Source organism: Pararhizobium arenae, from assembly GCF_001931685.1.
Taxonomy (GTDB): Bacteria; Pseudomonadota; Alphaproteobacteria; order Rhizobiales; family Rhizobiaceae; genus Pararhizobium; species Pararhizobium arenae.
Map to the genome: position 1 here is coordinate 293,288 of NZ_MOOY01000008.1, position 18,611 is coordinate 311,898.

At 61.3% G+C, this 18,611-nt stretch carries 12 protein-coding genes; 6 read left to right on the forward strand and 6 right to left on the reverse strand.

Annotated features, from left to right (window positions below; translation table 11 throughout):
* Positions 1 to 55 precede the first annotated feature (55 nt).
* Together BLX89_RS19105 and aceA are read right to left on the reverse strand one after the other, a co-directional pair.
* The gene (locus BLX89_RS19105) at positions 56 to 307 is read right to left on the reverse strand and encodes an SMc00767 family acetate metabolism repressor (RefSeq protein WP_075292534.1); all 252 of its coding nucleotides are present in this window, start codon (positions 305 to 307) and stop codon (positions 56 to 58) included.
* Positions 308 to 530: 223 nt separating this feature from the next.
* Positions 531 to 1,820, reverse strand: a complete 1,290-nt coding sequence (gene aceA, locus BLX89_RS19110; RefSeq protein ID WP_075292535.1) for an isocitrate lyase — start codon at positions 1,818 to 1,820, stop codon at positions 531 to 533.
* Positions 1,821 to 2,050: 230 nt separating this feature from the next.
* On the opposite strand from aceA, the gene BLX89_RS19115 reads away from it, so the two are divergent.
* Entirely contained in the window at positions 2,051 to 3,460 is a 1,410-nt protein-coding gene (locus tag BLX89_RS19115; protein WP_075292536.1) for a helix-turn-helix domain-containing protein, read from the forward strand.
* Here BLX89_RS19115 and BLX89_RS19120 read toward each other — a convergent pair.
* Positions 3,454 to 4,407, reverse strand: a complete 954-nt coding sequence (locus tag BLX89_RS19120; RefSeq protein WP_075292537.1) for a fatty acid desaturase — start codon at positions 4,405 to 4,407, stop codon at positions 3,454 to 3,456. The two genes, BLX89_RS19115 and BLX89_RS19120, sit on opposite strands and share 7 nt — an antisense overlap.
* A gap of 345 nt (positions 4,408 to 4,752) precedes the next feature.
* Here BLX89_RS19120 and BLX89_RS19125 point away from each other — a divergent pair, with 345 nt between their 5' ends.
* From BLX89_RS19125 to BLX89_RS19140, 4 genes are all read left to right on the forward strand, one after another.
* Positions 4,753 to 5,847, forward strand: coding sequence for a polyamine ABC transporter substrate-binding protein (locus BLX89_RS19125; protein ID WP_075292538.1), 1,095 nt, complete (start codon positions 4,753 to 4,755; stop codon positions 5,845 to 5,847).
* A gap of 95 nt (positions 5,848 to 5,942) precedes the next feature.
* The gene (locus BLX89_RS19130; protein ID WP_075292539.1) at positions 5,943 to 7,085 is read left to right on the forward strand and encodes an ABC transporter ATP-binding protein; all 1,143 of its coding nucleotides are present in this window, start codon (positions 5,943 to 5,945) and stop codon (positions 7,083 to 7,085) included.
* Positions 7,086 to 7,089: 4 nt separating this feature from the next.
* Complete coding sequence (locus BLX89_RS19135) at positions 7,090 to 8,001, forward strand: ABC transporter permease subunit (RefSeq protein WP_075292540.1); 912 nt, start codon at positions 7,090 to 7,092, stop codon at positions 7,999 to 8,001.
* Positions 7,998 to 8,816: an ABC transporter permease gene (locus BLX89_RS19140; protein ID WP_198935173.1), complete on the forward strand. Its 819-nt coding sequence runs from the start codon at positions 7,998 to 8,000 to the stop codon at positions 8,814 to 8,816. Before BLX89_RS19135 ends, BLX89_RS19140 begins: the two co-directional genes overlap by 4 nt.
* Positions 8,817 to 8,819: 3 nt before the next feature.
* Here the strand turns inward: BLX89_RS19140 and BLX89_RS19145 are convergent, their stop codons facing one another.
* Positions 8,820 to 10,649, reverse strand: coding sequence for an AsmA family protein (locus BLX89_RS19145; protein ID WP_083637688.1), 1,830 nt, complete (start codon positions 10,647 to 10,649; stop codon positions 8,820 to 8,822).
* Between the two features lie 172 nt (positions 10,650 to 10,821).
* On the opposite strand from BLX89_RS19145, the gene BLX89_RS19150 reads away from it, so the two are divergent.
* On the forward strand, positions 10,822 to 12,774 hold the full coding sequence (locus BLX89_RS19150) for an acetoacetate--CoA ligase (protein WP_075292543.1): 1,953 nt from the start codon (positions 10,822 to 10,824) through the stop codon (positions 12,772 to 12,774).
* Positions 12,775 to 13,066: 292 nt separating this feature from the next.
* On the opposite strand, the gene BLX89_RS19155 is transcribed toward BLX89_RS19150, so the two are convergent.
* Both BLX89_RS19155 and BLX89_RS19160 read right to left on the reverse strand, forming a co-directional pair.
* Positions 13,067 to 14,701: an ABC transporter permease gene (locus BLX89_RS19155; RefSeq protein ID WP_075292594.1), complete on the reverse strand. Its 1,635-nt coding sequence runs from the start codon at positions 14,699 to 14,701 to the stop codon at positions 13,067 to 13,069.
* Positions 14,702 to 14,844: 143 nt separating this feature from the next.
* Positions 14,845 to 18,543 (reverse strand): sensor histidine kinase, encoded by a 3,699-nt coding sequence (locus BLX89_RS19160; protein ID WP_075292544.1) that lies wholly within the window; start codon positions 18,541 to 18,543, stop codon positions 14,845 to 14,847.
* Positions 18,544 to 18,611: the final 68 nt, after the last annotated feature.

The window sequence follows — 18,611 nt, forward strand, 5'->3', positions numbered from 1 at the left end:
GGCGGGGCAGGGCGCGCCGAGGGTTCTGGCCGGAAGCCTGTAAGGGGACAGCCTGTCAGCCCCGGCCCTGCGTAACGATGACGGGGATCAAGAGATCACCCCAGTTGCCGGCGCCGCCATGGTGGCGGGCGGAGCGGACGAGTTCGACGGAGACGCCAGCCTCGACCGCCTTCATGACGGCATGGTTCAGCCGGTGCAGATCGTTGGCGACAGTGCGGATCATTGCCTGCTGCTCGGGGGTCATGGCGGAAGCCTGTTCTTCGGCGCGTTCCTTCACCTGGGTCTTGATGGGGGCCTGGACTGTCATGGCATTTCTCCTCTTCTCTTCGGGGTTTTTGAATGTGGTGTTTCAGGCCTCCCCGATTGCTGGGAAGGGTAGACGGTGATGCGGCATCTCCCTTCTCCCCGCGTGCGGGGATAAGGTGGCCGACAGGCCGGATGAGGGGCGGGGTCACAACAACAGTGAATGCCGAAGCTTTTGCCCCTCACCCTAGCCCTCTCCCCGCACGCGGGGAGAGGGGACGATAGAGTTACTCCGCAGCCGGGCGGAACTGTTCGTGCTCGGTCGATTCATGCATCGCGGTCGTCGACGACTGGCCGCCGGTGATCGCCATGGAGACGGCGTCGAAATAGCCGGTGCCGACTTCGCGCTGGTGCTTGGTTGCGGTGTAGCCGTTGATTTCGGCTGCGAATTCCGCTTCCTGCAGCTCTGAATAGGCCGCCATCTGGCGTTCCTTGTAGCCGCGCGCCAGTTCGAACATGCCGAAGTTCAACTGGTGGAAGCCGGCGAGCGTGATGAACTGGAACTTGTAGCCCATCGCGCCCAGCTCGCGCTGGAACTTGGCGATCGTTGCGTCGTCGAGGTTCTTCTTCCAGTTGAACGACGGCGAGCAGTTATAGGCGAGCAGCTTGCCCGGATGCGCCTTGTGCACGGCCTCGGCAAACTTGCGGGCCTGTTCAAGGTCCGGCTTGCCGGTTTCCATCCAGATCAGGTCGCAATGCGGCGCATAGGCGATGGCGCGGGCGATGCAGGGCTCGATGCCGTTCTTGACGTTGTAGAAGCCCTCGACCGTGCGGCCCTTGTCCTTGTCGACGAAGGGCTGGTCGCGCTCGTCGATATCGGAGGTCAGGAGCTTTGCGGCTTCCGCGTCGGTGCGGGCAACGATCAGCGTCGGCGTGCCCATGACGTCGGCGGCAAGCCGCGCGGCATTGAGGTTGCGGATATGGGCCGCGGTCGGGATCAGAACCTTGCCGCCGAGATGGCCGCACTTCTTTTCAGATGCCAGCTGGTCCTCGAAGTGAACGCCGGCGACACCGGCCTCGATGAAGGCCTTCATGATCTCGAAGGCGTTGAGCGGCCCGCCGAAGCCGGCTTCCGCGTCGGCGACGATCGGCGCGAACCAGGTGTCGACCGACAGGCCCTTGCCTTCGGAGGTCTCGATCTGATCGGCGCGCTGCAGGGTGCGGTTGATGCGCTTGGCAAGCTCCGGTGCAGCATTGGCCGGATAGAGCGACTGGTCGGGATACATGGCAGACGCCGTGTTGGCATCCGCAGCAACCTGCCAGCCCGAGAGATAGATTGCCTTCAGGCCGGCGCGAACCATCTGCATGGCCTGGTTGCCGGAAAGCGCGCCGAGCGCGTTGACGAAATCTTCTTCGTGGATGAGCTTCCAGAGGCGATTGGCGCCCATTTCCGCCAGCGTCTGCCTGATCTGGACCGAGCCGCGCAGCTTGAGGACGTCTTCTGGCGAATAGGGACGCTCGATGCCGTCGAAGCGGCCTTCCGGTGCGCCGGGAACGAGATTGTAAAAATCAGTCATAGCTTTCTCCTCATTGTCTGCATCGCCTCCGACTTTCGTTGAAGGTCAGGCTCATAGCCCCTCCGGATCTGTCATTTTATTTACAGTGAACGCTTCGCAGATGCGAGAAAAATGGATTTATTGTTGCTTAAAAAGGGGTTATGATGTGTAATCTGTGACAGGGTGGGTTTGTAATTTTGTAAAAAATGTAAAATCTTCTTCGGAAGTCGATTTTGTAAAAGGTTGTGACAGTGGCGGAAAACAAGATCTTTGCCGGCCCCCGCGTCCGGCGTATCCGCAATGCGCAGGGGCTCACGCAGACGGCCATGGCCGATGCGCTCGGCATTTCGCCGTCCTATCTGAACCTGATCGAGCGCAACCAGCGGCCCCTGACCGTCCAGCTGCTCCTGAAGCTCGCCTCCGTCTACAAGCTGGACCTTGAGGAACTGCGCGGCGAAACCTCCGACAACATCGCCGAGCTGCGCGCGATGTTTTCCGATCCGCTGCTGTCCGGCGAGCTGCCGGGCGATCAGGAGCTGATCGAGGTGGCGGAGGCCGCGCCGAATGTCGCGAGCGGTATCCTAAAGCTCTACCGCGCCTACCGTGAGCAATCCTTGCGGCTGAAGGATCTGAGCGGGCTGCTGGCGGAGGAGGGGCATGTCGCCGCCCTTTCCGGCGCCCGTTTGCCGGCGGATGAGGTGCGCGACGTTCTGGAGGCGCGGCCTTCTTATTTCGAAGATATCGAGGTCGCTGCGGAAGCCTTTCACACGGCGCTTGCCCCGGCGGACGATCTCGGCGGCGCCTTGAAGGAGTGGCTGCGCAAGAACCATGGCATGACGATCCGGACGTTGCCGGTGCATGTGATGCCCGGCCTGCGCCGTCGTTTCGATCGCCATTCCATGCGGCTTTTTCTGTCCGAGCGGCTATCCCTGCAGGATCAGTTGCGCGAGATCGCCATGGAGACCGCGCAGATAGTCTTGCACGAGGCGTTGTCGAGTGAGCTCGATCGCCTGTCGCTTTCGACCAGTGAAGCGCGACGTATCGCCCGCTTCGAGCTTGCGCGGTATGCGGCGCTGGCCTTGATGATGCCCTATGGCGCTTTCCTCGCGGCGGCGCAGCGGTTGAAATATGATCTTTCGGCGCTCGCCGCCCGTTTCCGCGTGTCGTTCGAGCAGGCGGCAAGCCGGCTCGCCACGCTGCAGCGGCCGGGTGCGGCAACGATCCCTTTTTTCCTGATGGAAATCGACAGTGCCGGAAACCGCCTCCGGCTTTCGGGCGCACAGGGATTTCCGAAAGCCCGCTTCGGCGGCAGCTGTCCCAAGCTCAATATCTATTCCGCCTTCGCGCAGCCGGGGCAGGTGCTGGCGGAGCGGGCGGAGATTTTTGGTGGCGGCGAGTTTCTCGTCGTCTCCCGCACGGTCGAGGGGCCGCAAGCCGGTTTCGGCGAGCGCGTTCGACGCACCGCGCTGCTGATCGGCTGCGATGCCAGCCATGCGGCAGAAACGGTCTACGGCGAAAGCCCGCTCGCGACGGTCGCGGCGGGCACGGCCTGCCGGCTCTGCGAGCGGCAGGGCTGCCTGGCGCGGGCCGAGCCGCCGGTGACCCGGCCGCTCGGTTTGGATGAGATGGTGACCGGCTTCAGCGCCTTTGATTTTCAGTAGCTGACCGGATGGTGGCTCGGCAGCAGCGGCGCTTCGGTTGCGAAGCATTCCGAAGCAAGCCCGGTCGTGTAGCCGCGGGTGATATGGGCGCGCGAGGCATAGACCGGGTTCTTCATCAGCACGGCATGCAGTTCCGGCAGGTTGTAATAGGGCACGCCGGGATAGAGGTGATGCTCGAGGTGATAGTTGATGTTGTGGGGCGCGAAGAACAGCTTTTCCCAGTGATAGGGATAGACCGTGCGCGAGCTGCCGAGTTCGTCTGAATAATCCATGCTGCCGAAATGCTCCGCCACGCTGCGGACATAGAGGAACATGCAGAAGAAGGTAAGGAACGGCACGACCCAGTAGGCGGCAAAATCGTTCCAGAGCCCGAAGACCGAGAAGATCACGCCGGCCAGCACATAAAATCCGATGCGCAGCGCCTTGTAGGTGCGGGTCGAGCGATCGTGCTCGCCGATGCGCTTGGAGACGTGGATGATGTCGCGGATCGAATTCACCACGAAGAGATAGCCTGCCAGCTGCACAAGACCGCGCCAGACCTTCTGCGGGAAGGTGAACTGCGCCATGCCGAGCTTGGCCGACCAGTCGGGGTCGTCCTCGGTGTTGGTGTGCTGGTGGTGGGCGAGGTGGTTCATCCGGTAGCCATCGACGGTGGCGAGGATCGGCCATGCGAGCAGCAGGTCGCTCAGCCAGTCGCTGACCTTGCGGTTCTTGATGATGCGGTAGTGGGCTGCCTCGTGCATGAGGCAGCCGAAGGCGTGCATGCGACCGGCAATGACCATCACGGCCGCGAGATAGGCGAGCGGGTGCTGCATATATTTGCTGAAGGCGATGGCCGCGGCGATCAGGGCCCAGTCGAAGGCGATCGCAAGAAGGGTTCTGTGGGGCTGAAGCACGGAAAGCCGCTTCAGCTCGCGCGGATCGATCCGCGGAGATTTCGTTGCCATGACTGTCACTCCGAAACGCAAGACACTGGAGACGGCGGCAGGGTGCCATCGCGATCAGGGTTAATCAATCGTAAACACGGCCGTTAAAGATTGATATAAACTTATGGTTAACCCTGTTTGTCTGGCTGCCTCTGATCCTGTGTGCATCGCGGGCGGATTCCTGAAAAACACGTTTTTTGAAGAGCTTGCTAAAATCGGGAGCGTGTTTGAAGACTTCGAGGAAGCGCCGAAAAGCGCTTGTGGTTGTGTGAAAACATGCCTAACCTCACCTTGCGCATAGAGTGGGCCGCCCGGCGACTGACGCCAGACCACCGGACGCGGGCCAAAAAAACCAAGGGGAATTTTATGTCGCGTAAGATTGTTTCAGCTTTTGCTGCGCTGATCCTTGCCGGGTCGGCATCCATTGCCAGCGCGCAGGAGCGCGTCGTCAACGTTTTCAACTGGTCCGATTATATCGACGCCAGCATTCTCGAAGATTTCACCAAGGAAACCGGCATCAAGGTCGTCTATGACGTCTTCGATTCCAACGAAATTCTTGAAACCAAGCTGCTGGCCGGCGGCTCGGGTTACGACGTCGTCGTTCCGACGGCGACCTTCCTGCAGCGCCAGATCGCGGCCGGCGTGTTCCAGAAGCTCGACAAGACGAAGCTGCCGAACATCACAAATATGTGGGACGAGATCACCAACCGCATCGCCACCTACGATCCCGGCAACGAATATGCCGTGGACTACATGTGGGGCACGACCGGCATCGGCTATAACGTCGAAAAGGTGAAGGCGATCCTCGGTACGGATGAAAAGCCGACCTGGGATGTGCTGTTCAATCCCGACGTCGCCGCCAAGTTCAAGGATTGCGGCATCCACATCCTCGACTCCCCGACCGATGTGGTGCCGTCCGTTCTGCTCTATCTCGGCCTGAACCCGGACAGCCACGCGCCTGAGGATCTGGCCAAGGTTGAAGAGGCGCTTCTCAAGGTTCGCCCGTTTGTGCGCAAGTTCCACTCCTCCGAGTATATCAACGCACTCGCCAACGGCGATATCTGCCTGGCCATCGGCTATTCGGGCGACGTCTTCCAGGCGCGTGACCGTGCTGCCGAAGCGGATGCCGGCGTGAAGGTCGATTTCTCGATCCCGCCGACAGGCGCCCAGATGTGGTTCGACGTGATGGCGATCCCCGCGGATGCGCCGCACCCCGAGGAAGCGCACGCCTTCATTAACTACATGATGAAGCCGGAAGTCATCGCAAAGGCCAGCGATTATGTCTTTTACGCCAATGGCAACAAGGCATCGCAGCAGTTCATCAGCAAGGACGTGATCGGCGACACCGCGATCTATCCGCCGGAAGACGTCATGAAGAAGCTCTTCACCACCACGCCCTTCGACGCCAAGGAACAGCGGGTGCTGACGCGGATGTGGACCAAGGTCGCCACCGGCCAGTAATCCAAACACCAAAGAAACTGCCCGGACCTCAAATCCGGGCAGTTTTATAAGGGCCATAGGCCCCGCATAAAGATCACATCATTCGGGGATAGATGATGAAGTCACTCGGCAGTATCCGGCGTTCCTTTGCTCCTTGGACCGATCCGACGTCCAAGCCATTCATTTCCTTTAAAAATGTTACGAAGAAGTTCGGTGATTTCGTCGCCGTCGATGACCTTTCGCTCAACATCTATACCCGTGAGTTTTTCGCTCTTCTGGGCGCGTCCGGCTGCGGAAAATCGACGCTGCTGCGCATGCTCGCCGGCTTCGAGCAGCCGACCTCTGGCGAAATCATTCTGGACGGCCAGAGCCTTGCCGGCATCCCGCCCTACAAGCGGCCCGTCAACATGATGTTCCAGTCCTATGCGCTCTTTCCGCATATGTCCGTTGAGACCAACATCGCCTTCGGCCTGAAGCAGGACGGCATGCCGAAGCCGCAGATCGCCGAGCGCGTCGATCAGATGCTGAAGCTGGTGAAGCTTGAGAAGTTTGCCAAGCGCAAGCCGCATCAGCTTTCCGGCGGCCAGCGCCAGCGCGTGGCGCTTGCCCGCTCGCTCGCCAAGCGGCCGAAGGTCCTGTTGCTCGACGAGCCGCTCGGCGCGCTCGACAAGAAGCTGCGCGAGGAAACCCAGTTCGAACTGATGGACCTGCAACAGGAACTCGGCCTCACCTTCGTCATCGTCACCCACGATCAGGAAGAAGCGATGACCATGGCAGACCGCATCGCGCTGATGGCGCATGGCAAGGTCATCCAGGTCTCGACCCCGGCCGAAATCTACGAGGCTCCGAACTCGCGCTTCGTGGCGGATTTCATCGGTGACGTGAATATCTTCGATGGCACAGTTTCGTCGAGCGAGGATGGCAAGCTACAGATCGAGACCGAGTCCGGTTTTCCCATCCGTGTCGCAGCGACAGATGCACCTGCAGTTGGCGCCAAGGCCGGGTTTGCGGTTCGCCCTGAAAAGATCAAGGTCAGCCGCGAAGAGCCGGTTTCGTTCGGAACCAACGCCATGCGCGGCGAGATCTGGGATATCGGCTATCTCGGCGACATGACTGTGTTCCATGTCCGGCTGCCCGATGGCAAGGTCGTCAAGGCGTCATCGCTCAATGCGGTGCGTGCCGTCGAGGACCCGTTGGGCTACGAGCAGGAAGTCTGGATATCCTTCGCCGAGGATGCCGGCGTCGTGCTGAAGGATTGAGCCCATGAGCAGGATCGGTTCGGCCATCTTCAACCGCCTCGTGATCATCATCCCTTACGCCTGGCTGCTGTTCTTCTTCCTCATTCCCTTCGTCATCGTGTTGCGCATCTCGCTGTCCACGACGGCCGTGGCGATGCCGCCCTACACGCCGGTCTTCGATCTCGCCGAGGGAATCTCCGGCATCATCGCGGGCGTGAAGGAGTTCTCCTTCGACAATTACATCTGGCTGACGGAAGACGCGCTCTACGCCAAGGCCTATATGTCGAGCGTCATCATCGCGTTCATCTCGACGATCCTGACGCTGCTGATCGCCTATCCTATCGCCTATGGCATGGCGCGGGCGCCAAGCGGCATTCGCCCGACGCTGCTGATGCTCGTGATACTGCCCTTCTGGACGAGCTTTCTGATCCGCGTCTACGCCTGGATCGCGATCCTGAAACCGGAAGGTCTGCTCAACCAGTTCCTCATGTCGATCGGCGTCATCAGTGAACCGCTGATCATCCTCAACACCAATTGGGCGATCTATATCGGTATCGTCTATTCCTATCTGCCCTTCATGGTGCTGCCGCTCTATTCGGCGCTGGAAAAGATGGATCACAGCCTGACGGAAGCGGCACTTGACCTCGGCTGCACGCCGATCTCGGCCTTCTGGCGCGTCACGTTCCCGCTTTCCATTCCGGGCGTGGTCGCCGGCTGCCTGCTGGTCTTCATTCCTGCCGTTGGCGAATTCGTCATCCCCGACCTGCTCGGCGGTTCGGAAACACTGATGATCGGCAAGACCCTGTGGAACGAATTCAACGCCAACCGCGACTGGCCGGTCTCTGCCGCCGTGGCAACGATCCTGCTGCTCATTCTGGTGGTGCCGATCATGTTCTTCCAGCATGCCCAGACCAAGGCTGACGGGGAGGGCCGCTGATGTCGACCTGGTCCCGTTTCAACATCGTTTCGATCATCGTCGGCTTTGCCTTCCTTTACCTGCCGATCGTGCTGCTCGTGATCTTCTCGTTCAACGAATCGAAGCTGGTCACGGTCTGGGCGGGCTTTTCGACGCGCTGGTATGTGCAGCTTTTCCAGAATCAGGCGCTCTTGGATGCTGCCTGGGTGACGATCCGCGTGGCGCTGATCTCTGCGACGGTCGCTACCGTGCTTGGCACGTTCGCGGCGCTTGCCATGACGCGCTACACGCGCTTCCGCGGCCGCATGCTGTTTTCCGGCATGATCTATGCGCCGCTGGTCATGCCGGAAGTCATCACCGGTCTCTCCATGCTGCTGCTCTTCGTCGCCATCGGCTTTGATCGCGGCTTCTGGACGCTGACGCTCGCCCACATCACGTTTACGATGTGCTTCGTCGCCGTCGTCGTGCAGTCGCGACTTCTGTCCTTCGATCGCTCGATCGAGGAGGCGGCCATGGATCTCGGGGCAACGCCGGTCTCCACCTTCCTGCAGGTCACGCTTCCGGTCATCGCGCCGGCCGTCTTCTCCGGCTGGGTGCTGGCGCTGACGCTGTCGCTCGACGACCTCGTGATCTCAAGCTTCACGTCGGGTCCGGGTGCCACCACACTGCCGATGAAGATTTACAGCCAGGTGCGCCTCGGCGTGACGCCTGAGATCAATGCGATCTGCACGATCCTGATCGGCATCGTCGCGGTCGGCGTGCTGATTGCTTCGGTCGTCTCTCGCCGCCGCGAAGCCCAGCGCGTTGCAGACGAGCGGGCAGCCTTCGCCCAGTAGGGGTTACGGTTGAGCCGGCAGGGCCGAAAGCGGAGAGATCACCGCATTCGGCCACGACCCGCCCGCGAAGAAGCGGACGGCCGGAGCCGAGTTGTCGTTTGCCGTCAGCGATCCCGCCAATGCCAGGCCGTTGCTGTGGAAGGGGATGACGCCGGTCAGGACCAGCGTATTCTCTTCGCCACGGATCTCCGCCTTTTCCAGTGTTGCAACGCCGTCCTTGAGCATGGCCTCGATCTCGGATGATTGCGTTGGAAACGCGCCGTCGGAAGCTGCCGCGGAATCGAAGAAGCGCCCTTGGGCGATGAGGCTCCGGAAGGTGTCGATATCGAAGCGTGTCAGTGTCCCGCGTCCGCCTCTGAAACGGATATCGCCTGCAAAGTCATTGATCGTGGCGGCATTCAGAGGGGTGGCGGTCGCAAGATCCAGGCTCAATGTGCCTTCGCCCCGCAGTGTCGGGCCATCGATCCCGAGATTTTGCACCAGAGCGCCGAAGTCCGGGTTCTTCAGCGAAACCTGCATTTCCGCACCCTTGGTTCCACCGTCGACCATGCTGATGCGGCCATTCAAAGACCCGCCGGCAAAACCGCTGTCGCCGATGTCGATGGAGGTTCGCTCGCCACTGCTCATGATGCCCGCTGCCAGATCGGTCAGGACGATCTGGCCATAGCTCGCGGTCTGGGCGGAAAGCCGCAGATCGACGTCGAGCCTTTCCAGCAGCGCAATGCCCTGCTGCGATGCGTCGTCCTTGCTCAGCAGGAAGGGAGAGAAAGCGGCGAAGGTTTCCGCCTGCAGCTTGTCGAATGCAAGGCTGCCGTTGAGCTTGTGGCTCTCGCCGGGACGACGCGCGAGATCCATCAGGCCGGTGGCATTGGTGCCGTCCATGGTCAGCGTGAGGTCATCCATCTTAAGCTCGTTGGCCGTCGTGCTGATCGTCGTTTCGAGAGCCAATGAGGATGTCTGCACGGCGGACCCTGCATCCCTTCCGAACCAGCGAGCAAGGCCGGAGAGCGACGGCACGCTCAATTGCAGGCCGCCGTTGACACCCGGATACCGTCCGCCTGCGCCTGTACCATCGAAAGCAATCTGCAGAGGTCCCGAGCCGATTGCGGCACTCAGGCGGCTGTCTCGCCCGGCAAGAAAGGCCATCGGCGCATCGACGGAGAGGTTCAGGTCGACTGGCTCGCCCCCGACGATGGCGCCGAGATTGGCGTTCAGGCGCGCTTCCGGGCTGCGCCATGCGATCGCGCCGATAATCCTGTCGAGCCGGCCGGAGTAGCCGGTCTGCGCATCCTCGAAATCGATGGAGCCGTTCTCGATGACGATATCACCGATAGGTTCTCCGCGCGGTGTTGCTGAGCCTGCGCGTGATTGTTCCATGATGGCCGCGCTCATCCATAGGGGAGTGGGCCAGTTCGACCGCCCTTCTGCATCGCGCCGGACGGTCAGCACGGGTTCCAGTAGGTGGAAGTCGTAGAACACCGGGGTTCCGCTCAAGGCGGCGAGCAGATCGAAATCCGCAGTGATCGCTTTTGCCGTGGCAAAGGGGGCGGTTGTTTCTTCTGTTTCAAAACGGATGTCGGACAGCGTCAGCGCCGGACCTGGCCAGAAACTGATGGAGGCGCTGCCGACGATAGTTGCGCGTGCGCCCGTCCAACGCGAGAGCGCCGCCTCCATGTTGTCCTTGATGAGCGGGGTCGAAATAAAGAGCGGCAGGGCGATCTTGACGAACAGCAGGAAGAGCACGAGACCTGCGGTCGTCCAGCGCAGAAACGGTGAACGCAGCAGGCGCACCCATCCGTCGCGCTTTGCTAAAGATCGAAGGGATGCCGGCATTTCCGCTCTTGTCGCCTTGGCTTGAGGTTGTCGGTTTCTGATAGGCCTTCATCCAGAAGAAATCAAATCCGCGGCGATTGTGCGTCGCTTCCAGGCAGATGTCCCGTCGCCTCGCTCTTTATCTTGCGATGCAGCATGTTATAACGGCGGCCGGTTGGAGTGGAGGATACGCATGCAAGCAGACAAACCCTTGTGGGTTCCCTCGCAGGAGTTCATTGCGGGAACCCCTTTGAGCATTTTCATGGATTGGTGCGCTCAGCGCTTTTCTCTGTCATTTGCCGACGTCGGTGCATTTCATGTCTGGTCCGTCGAGGAGAGGGCCGATTTCTGGAGTGCCGTGTGGGATTTCTGCGAGGTCAGGGGCGAACGGGGCGCGCGTGCGCTGATCGATGGCGACGATATGCTCTCCGCCCGCTTCTTTCCCGATGCAACGCTGAACTTTGCTGAAAACCTGTTGCGGCTTTCGGGCGATGGCGATGCCCTGGTTTTCTGGGGTGAAGACAAGGTGAAGCGTCGGATGTCCTGGGACGAGCTTCGTGCTCTGGTGTCCCGCCTCCAGCAGGCGTTGGTTGCTGCGGGTATCGGCAAGGGCGATCGCATCGCCGCCATGATGCCAAACATGCCGGAAACCATTGCCTGCATGCTGGCAGCCGCGTCGATCGGCGCGATATGGTCGTCCTGCTCCCCGGACTTCGGCGAGCAGGGCGTTCTCGACCGCTTCGGGCAGATCGAGCCCAGCCTGTTCATCGTCTGCGACGGCTACTGGTATGCCGGAAAACTGCAGGATGTGTCTGCCAAGGTCGGCGCGATCACGAGCAAGCTCGGCGTTCCCACGGTCGTCGTTCCCTATGTCGGCGGTACGGAAAAGCTTGCCGCCTCGCTGCAGAACGCCCGCACGCTCGACGATTTCATCGCGCCTTTCCAAGCGCAGTCCATGTCGTATCTCCAGCTCCCGTTTTCCCATCCCCTCTACATTCTCTTCTCCTCGGGCACGACCGGCATTCCGAAATGCATCGTGCATTCGGCGGGCGGCACGCTGCTGCAGCATCTGAAAGAGCATCGCTTCCATTGCGGCCTGGGGCAGGGCGACAGGCTGTTCTATTTCACCACCTGCGGCTGGATGATGTGGAACTGGCTTGCCTCCGGGCTTGCGGTCGGCGCCACGCTCTGCCTTTTCGACGGCTCTCCGTTTCACCCCAGCGGCAATGTGCTGTTTGACTACGCGCAGGAAGAGGGCTTTGCCGTTTTCGGCACCTCGGCAAAGTACATCGATGCCGTGCGCAAGGGCGGCTTTACACCGGTTTCCACCCACGACCTGTCGTCGCTTCGCCTGATGACCTCGACGGGTTCACCCTTGTCGCCGGAAGGTTTCAGCTTCGTCTATGAAGGCATCAAGCCGGATGTCCAGCTCGCCTCGATTTCCGGCGGAACGGATATCGTGTCCTGTTTCGTGCTCGGCAATCCGTTGAAACCCGTCTGGCGTGGCGAAATCCAGGGGCCGGGGCTCGGCCTCGCCATGGACGTCTGGGATGATGAAGGTCATTCCGTTCGTGGCGAAAAAGGCGAGCTCGTGTGCACCAAGGCCTTTCCATCGATGCCGGTCATGTTCTGGAACGATCCCGACGGCAAGAAGTATCGCGCGGCCTATTTCGAGCGTTTCGATAACGTCTGGTGTCATGGCGATTTTGCCGAATGGACGGATCATGGCGGCATCATCATTCATGGCCGCTCGGATGCGACGCTCAATCCTGGCGGTGTCCGTATCGGCACGGCCGAGATCTACAACCAGGTCGAGCAGCTCGAGGAGGTGGCGGAAGCGCTTTGCATCGGTCAGGATTGGGATGACGACGTTCGCGTCGTGCTCTTCGTTCGTCTCGCCGCCGGGCAAACGTTGAGCGACGAGCTTGTCGGCAGGATCAAGACGAAAATCCGCACCGGCGCTTCGCCGCGCCATGTGCCGGCAAAGATCATTGCCGTGACGGATATTCCGCGGACCAAATCCGGAAAGATCGTTGAACTTGCGGTTCGCGAGGTGGTCCATGGGCGCCCGGTCAAGAACAAGGAAGCGCTTGCCAATCCGGAAGCGCTCGATCTTTACGCGGGACTTGCCGAGTTGAAAGTATAGCGGTTAAAGCGCCGCAGTTTTGTTAATCTTTTCGGGCCTCGCGTGTTAACCACTTCGCAAAGCTTGCCGAAAAGGGCAAGAAATGACGGATCGTCTGGAAAGGTTTTGTTTACGGTTGGCAGCGCATTTTGAGTTCAACTTGAGGCTGACCAATGCGGGGTTGGCTTGCGGCTTCTGCCGCCGGACATGATGTCTATTCCCCTCGAGCTTCTGTTTAGCATTAAATTTCAAAGCAGCCGTTTGGCTGCTTTTTTTTGCGCAGGCTCAGCATCTGAAGATGGAAATCGGTGCCTTATCGTCCGCGATCGAGTGATCGCGACACCAGGATCACCGGGATCATGCCGGTCAGCACGATGATCATCGCGGCGACCGAGGCATCCTCGACCTTGGCGCGGGATGCCTGCTCGTAGACCAGCGTTGCCAGAGTATTGAAGTTGAAGGGCCGTAGCATGATCGTTGCGGAAAGCTCCTTCATCGATTCGATAAAGACGAGCAGTGCGGCCGAAAGAACGGCGGGGCGCATCATCGGGATGAGCACGCTCCAGAGCGTTTGCGTGCCGTTGCGGCCAAGCGTGCGCGCTGCCATGTCAAGGTGTGGGGAAAGTTTTTGGAAGCCCGCTTCGATCGAGCCCTCCGCCATGGTGAGGAAACGAACCGTGCAGGCATAGATGATCGCAAAACCGGTTCCAGAAAGCAGGAGGCCTGTCGAAATGCCGGCATATTGCCGCAGTATCGCATCCACCCCGTTGTCGAAACCTGCGAGCGGAAAGAGGACGCCGATCGCCAGCACGGTTCCCGGCACGCCATAGCCGATGGAGGACAGGCGACCGGCAATCGTGATCAGGCGCGAACGGCTGCTGCGGGCTGCGTAAGCCAGGACAAACCCGAGAACGACGGTGAGGAGGGCGGCCGTGGCCGAAACCATGATGCTGTTCAGCAGCGCTTTCAAAAGGCGCGGTTCCAGAAGCTGGTGCAGCCGCTTGAGCGCATAATCTCCCAGAACCAGGAAGGGTACGGCGAACCCCAAGAGGATCGGAAGCGTGCAGGCTGCGGTCGCCATCCACTTGCGCCATCCCGTCAGATGCAGGCGCGTGGCGTCGTGCACGGCCGTCGTGGTCTTCTGGCTGGCGAAACGCTGACGGCGGCGCGCTACGCGCTCCATCACCATCAGGCCGACGACGAACACGAGCATGATGCAGGCAATCTGGGCCGCGCCGGCCAGGCTGCCGCGATTGAGCCAGGTATCGTAAATCGAGAAGGTCAGCGTCTGCACGCCCAGAAACTCGACGGCGCCGATGTCGTTGAGAGTTTCCATGGCGACCAGCGTCAGGCCGACCATGATCGCCGGTCGCGCCATCGGCACCTGGATTTTCAGGAAGACCCGCAGAGGGCTCGCGCCGAGCGTGCGCGCGACATCGGCTGCGGCGCGCCCCTGCATCAGGAACATGGATCGGCAGGCAAGGTAGATATATGGATAGAGCACGGAACTCAGGATGAGCACCGCGCCTCCAAGGGAGCGGATATCGGGGAACCAGTAGTCGCGGCTCGTCGTGAAGCCGAAGAGAAAGCGGATCAGCGACTGGATCGGTCCTGTGAAGGTAAAGAGCTCGCCGAATGCGTAGGCCGAGAGATAGGCCGGTATGGCGAGCGGCAGAACCAGCGCCGCCGAAAGGATCCGCCGGCCCGGAAAATCGCAGCTTGCCACCAGCCATGCGGTGGTGATGCCGACAAGGCAGGTCGCCATGCCGGTCATGATGATCAGCAGCATGGTCCGGGCCGTGGCGCGCGGGATGACGTTGGAGATCAGGTGCGGCCAGTCGGCACCGCCGCCGCTGATCGCCAGCCAGATGATCGCGACGATCGGCACCAGAACGATAGCACAGGCCAGGATCGCCCCGGTCGCCAGCCCCGGATGGCCGCCGGCCATGCCCCGGGACCTGAATTTGCGCTTGAGGGGATGCGCGCTTGCCGCTGCCGATGTCTGCACTGCGCGTCTTCTCCGGCGCCAAGCGTTTCCAGATAGAAGCGCTCTAGTCCTAAAGAGAGGGAAAGGCAACGCTACCTGCGGTGTCAGTTCGCCAGAACGCGCTGCGGAGGGAAGCTGACTTCCACCAGCGTGCCTTCGTTCGGTGTCGAGCTGATGGAAAACTGCGCCCTGTTGGCTTCAGCCATTGCCTTAGTCAGGGGCAGTCCGAGGCCGGTGCCGTCTCCGCGCTTGCGCACGCCTGTCGTTACCTGCCGGAACGGCTTCATCGCCTGCTCAAGCTCGCTGCGGGTCATGCCGATGCCGGTATCGCGAATGCGCAGGATCACGCAGCCATTGGCTTCATAAGCCGTGGAAACGACGATCTGGCCGCCTGCCGGGGTAAAGCGGATGGCATTGGAGAGGATGTTGAGCGCCATCTGCTTGATCGAGCGGCTGTCGGCAACGACGTTCGGCACGGCGGTCGACAGCGAGGTGCGGATGATCACCCGCTGGCTGTTGGCCTGCGGCTGCACCAGCGATACCGCCTCGGAGATCGCTTCATTGATCTCGACGGCGCTGAATTCAAGCTCCATCTCGCCCGCTTCGATCTTGGAGATGTCCAGCAGGTCGTTGACGATATCGAGCACATGGCGGCCGGAGCGACCTATGTCGCTCGCATATTCGACATAGCGCGGATTGCCGATCGGTCCGAAATGTTCCGACGCCATCATGTCAGAGAAACCGATGATCGCGTTGAGCGGGGTGCGGATTTCGTGGCTGATGCGGGCAAGCGATTCCGTCTTGTGGGCGTTGGCCGTTTCGGCGGCGCGCTTGGCGCTTCGCAGTTCTTCCTCGGTCCGCTTCCACTGGGTGATGTCGCGGATGACGGCGCAGTAACCGTTGGACGACGCCAGCCTGCCCATGGTCATGAACAACGGGATGAATCCGCCGGATGCTTCGCGGCCGATCACCTCACGACCGTCGTTCAGGACGCTGGCGACGCCATGGCCGGAGAGGCCGGCGAGATAATCCAGAACCGCCTTTTGGCTTTCATGGGCAAAGAGTGAGGCAAAAGGTTTGCCGCGGATTTCCTCGTCATCATAATTGAAGAGCGCGCTGGCCGAGCGGTTCAGCGAGCGGATTTCGTTGTCAGCGCCGATCACCACGACACCGTCGGTCGCGGTCTCCAGAATGGATTGCAATTCCTCGATCTGCATGTGCAGCGCCGCGGTTTCCGGCAGCGCTTTCTCCGCATCGACAGGCTCCTCGACCGGCGCCGGAAGAGGCGAAGCCTGGGCGAGCGCCAGCATCAGGGCGCTCTTGTCCTGCCAGCGTACGGATTGCAGGCGGGCGGTCACGTTCACAAGGCGCCCGTCGTTGCGCAGCAGCATCATGGTGCCGGCCGGAAGATCGGAAAAGCCCTCGTCATCACCCGCAAACAGGGCGTCGATACCGCCCTCGGCATCCAGCGCAGCCAGACTGTCGTAACCGGTCAGCGCCAGGAACTCCGGATTGGCATGGTAAAGCGTGTCGCCGCTGTGAATAAGAAGCGCCACAGGAAGCGAATCGACGAAATCCGGGGTCAGCCCACCGCTCTCCCCGGTCTGGGTCACGACGAGGGGAGGTTCCGGGATGGGGGCGTCTTCCGCTTCGTCGTCCTCGATCACGGCGGTATGATCGTCGATACCGGCAAATTCGTCGGAATCGATCCGCGGGCTCACCGGCTTTTCCATGCCGGTGAAGGGATCCGTCTCAGCGGTGTCGGCCGTGGTCGGCTCCTGTTCCGTGTTGGCGGCTTCCAATCCTTCCCCGAGTTGGCGGGCGATTTCCCGGAAGGCGGCCTGCTCATTGCGGGTCAGCGCCTCGGATGGCGATTTGCGGTGGGAGTCGAGCACAACGATCTTGTCGCTCTCGCGGCGACCGGGCGTGTCGACAATCCTGAGAGCAGGCAATTCCCCGCGGAACGGGTCCTCGATTGACGGTTCCTCGGCAGGGGGGGCGCTCAGGTCTGCAAAAAGATCGCCATTGCCGCGCTCGGATTGCCGGGTGTCCACCGGCGTCGGCATGGTTTCCGCCTCCGGCGTATCGGGTGCGAACGGCGCCTCGCCACTTGTGTCCGGTAGCTCGGTGCTGCCCTCGCGGATCGTAGGAATATCCCGGTCGATCACGCGATCGCTGGCGACGGCATCGGCAACGCGCACGATGCCGAAACCCCGGAATCCGTCGAACGAACGGTTGCGCGAATAGGTCGGCAGCGCCGCCAGATCGACCGGCACCACCAGAGCCTCCCCCTCGACCGGCCAGAAAACGGTTTTCCCGGACCAAGTGTCGCGCCGCTTCAGAAGATCGGTGATCGTGTTTTCCGGATCAAGCCCGTAGCGTTCGGCAAGGTCGGCAAAGCGCCTGCCCACCACGTTGGCCGAGCGTGGTCCGACCGCACTGGCGAACTCCTCGGAGATTTCGTTGAAAACCCCATCGGCATCGATCTTCCAGACAAAGCGAATTGCGCGTCCCTTGCTGTCGAAGTGAAAAGCTTCATCCGCGGTGTCGACGTCCGCCGGGTTGGTCTCGATCTCCGTCGTGGAGCTGAGATCCAAGGCGGCTTCCGGCTGCTGCTCTTCGCTGAGGAGGTCATCGGCGAGCGGGTCGGTATCGACGCCTGGCTCCGTATCGGCAATCAGCGGGACATCTGCGGCGGCTTCGGACGTTTCGGCCAGATCGGTCTCCGGATGCGGTTCGCCTTCATCAGCCGGCGTGTCTGCAATCGATTCCTCGGGAGGCGGAAGGTCTGAAGCGGTCTCCTCGGATGGGATCTCGGCGGATTCCGTCTCGTCCGGGACATTCTGCGCGTCTTCGCCTTCGGCATCTGGCTCAGAGGGGGCTTCACCGATCGCGGCTTCGGCCTCCGGCAGCTCGAAGAGTTCCGGATCGGATTCCGTTTCCGTGATCGCTTCCGCTACGGCCACAGCGACGTCCGGTGTTTCGGCAACCTCTGCTTCGACGGCAATCTCCGCCTCGGGCGCATACTCTGCCGTTTCCGGGACGTCGTCGGCGTGAACGGTCGGTTCTTCCACCACGATGGGAACGGCCGTTGCCGCAGCCGCCGGCTCACCCCGATCTTCCGGATCGAGATTGCCGAGGATCGTCTCGACCGCGAAAAGCAGGTGCAGGGCGGGATTGTCGGAAAGCTTGCCGATCGCCGCCGGCAGGTGGCCCTTGCCGGTCGCCACCGGGCGCTTGATCAGCCAATCGGGATCGCGCGAGACGGCGGAGACCAATGACTGGCAGGTCTGCGTCGTCATGGCGAGGTCCGCGAAGCCCGCCGAGGCGGCAAGCACGGCACCGTCGGCGTCCAGCACCGCCATATGGGTATCGGGATCATCCAGCCCTGAGATCATTCGGCTTGCGCTTTCGGCGAGGGACAGGCGTTTGCCGATGCTGGGGGCGGAGAAGAGGACGGCTGTCTCCCCCGGTTGCACGGTGATCATTTCGACGGCGGCATTCACCGGCACACTGCGAAAGCCGGAGGCAAGCCGCATCAGGAAGGTCCTGCGATCGCCGCTGCGGCCGAGTTGCCGGGCCGCGGCCGTGAGCTGTCGGAAGGCGACGTCGCCGCGTTCGGCGCCGAGATCGATGAAATCATAGACGGAATTGAAGCCGAAAAGAGTAGCCCCCGCGCCATTCGACCACAGAATGCTGCTCATATCCGGCGAGAAGAGCACGGCTGCATCCCCGCGGGTGAAATGCTCCCGCACCCGTTCATGGACGGCGATATCGATAAAAGGATAAAACTTCGCGGGCATCAGCAAACCTGTCGGCGGAGCCGTCCTTTGGCCGGGATTGTTAACAGTGTATTAATAGCGGCAGGCGG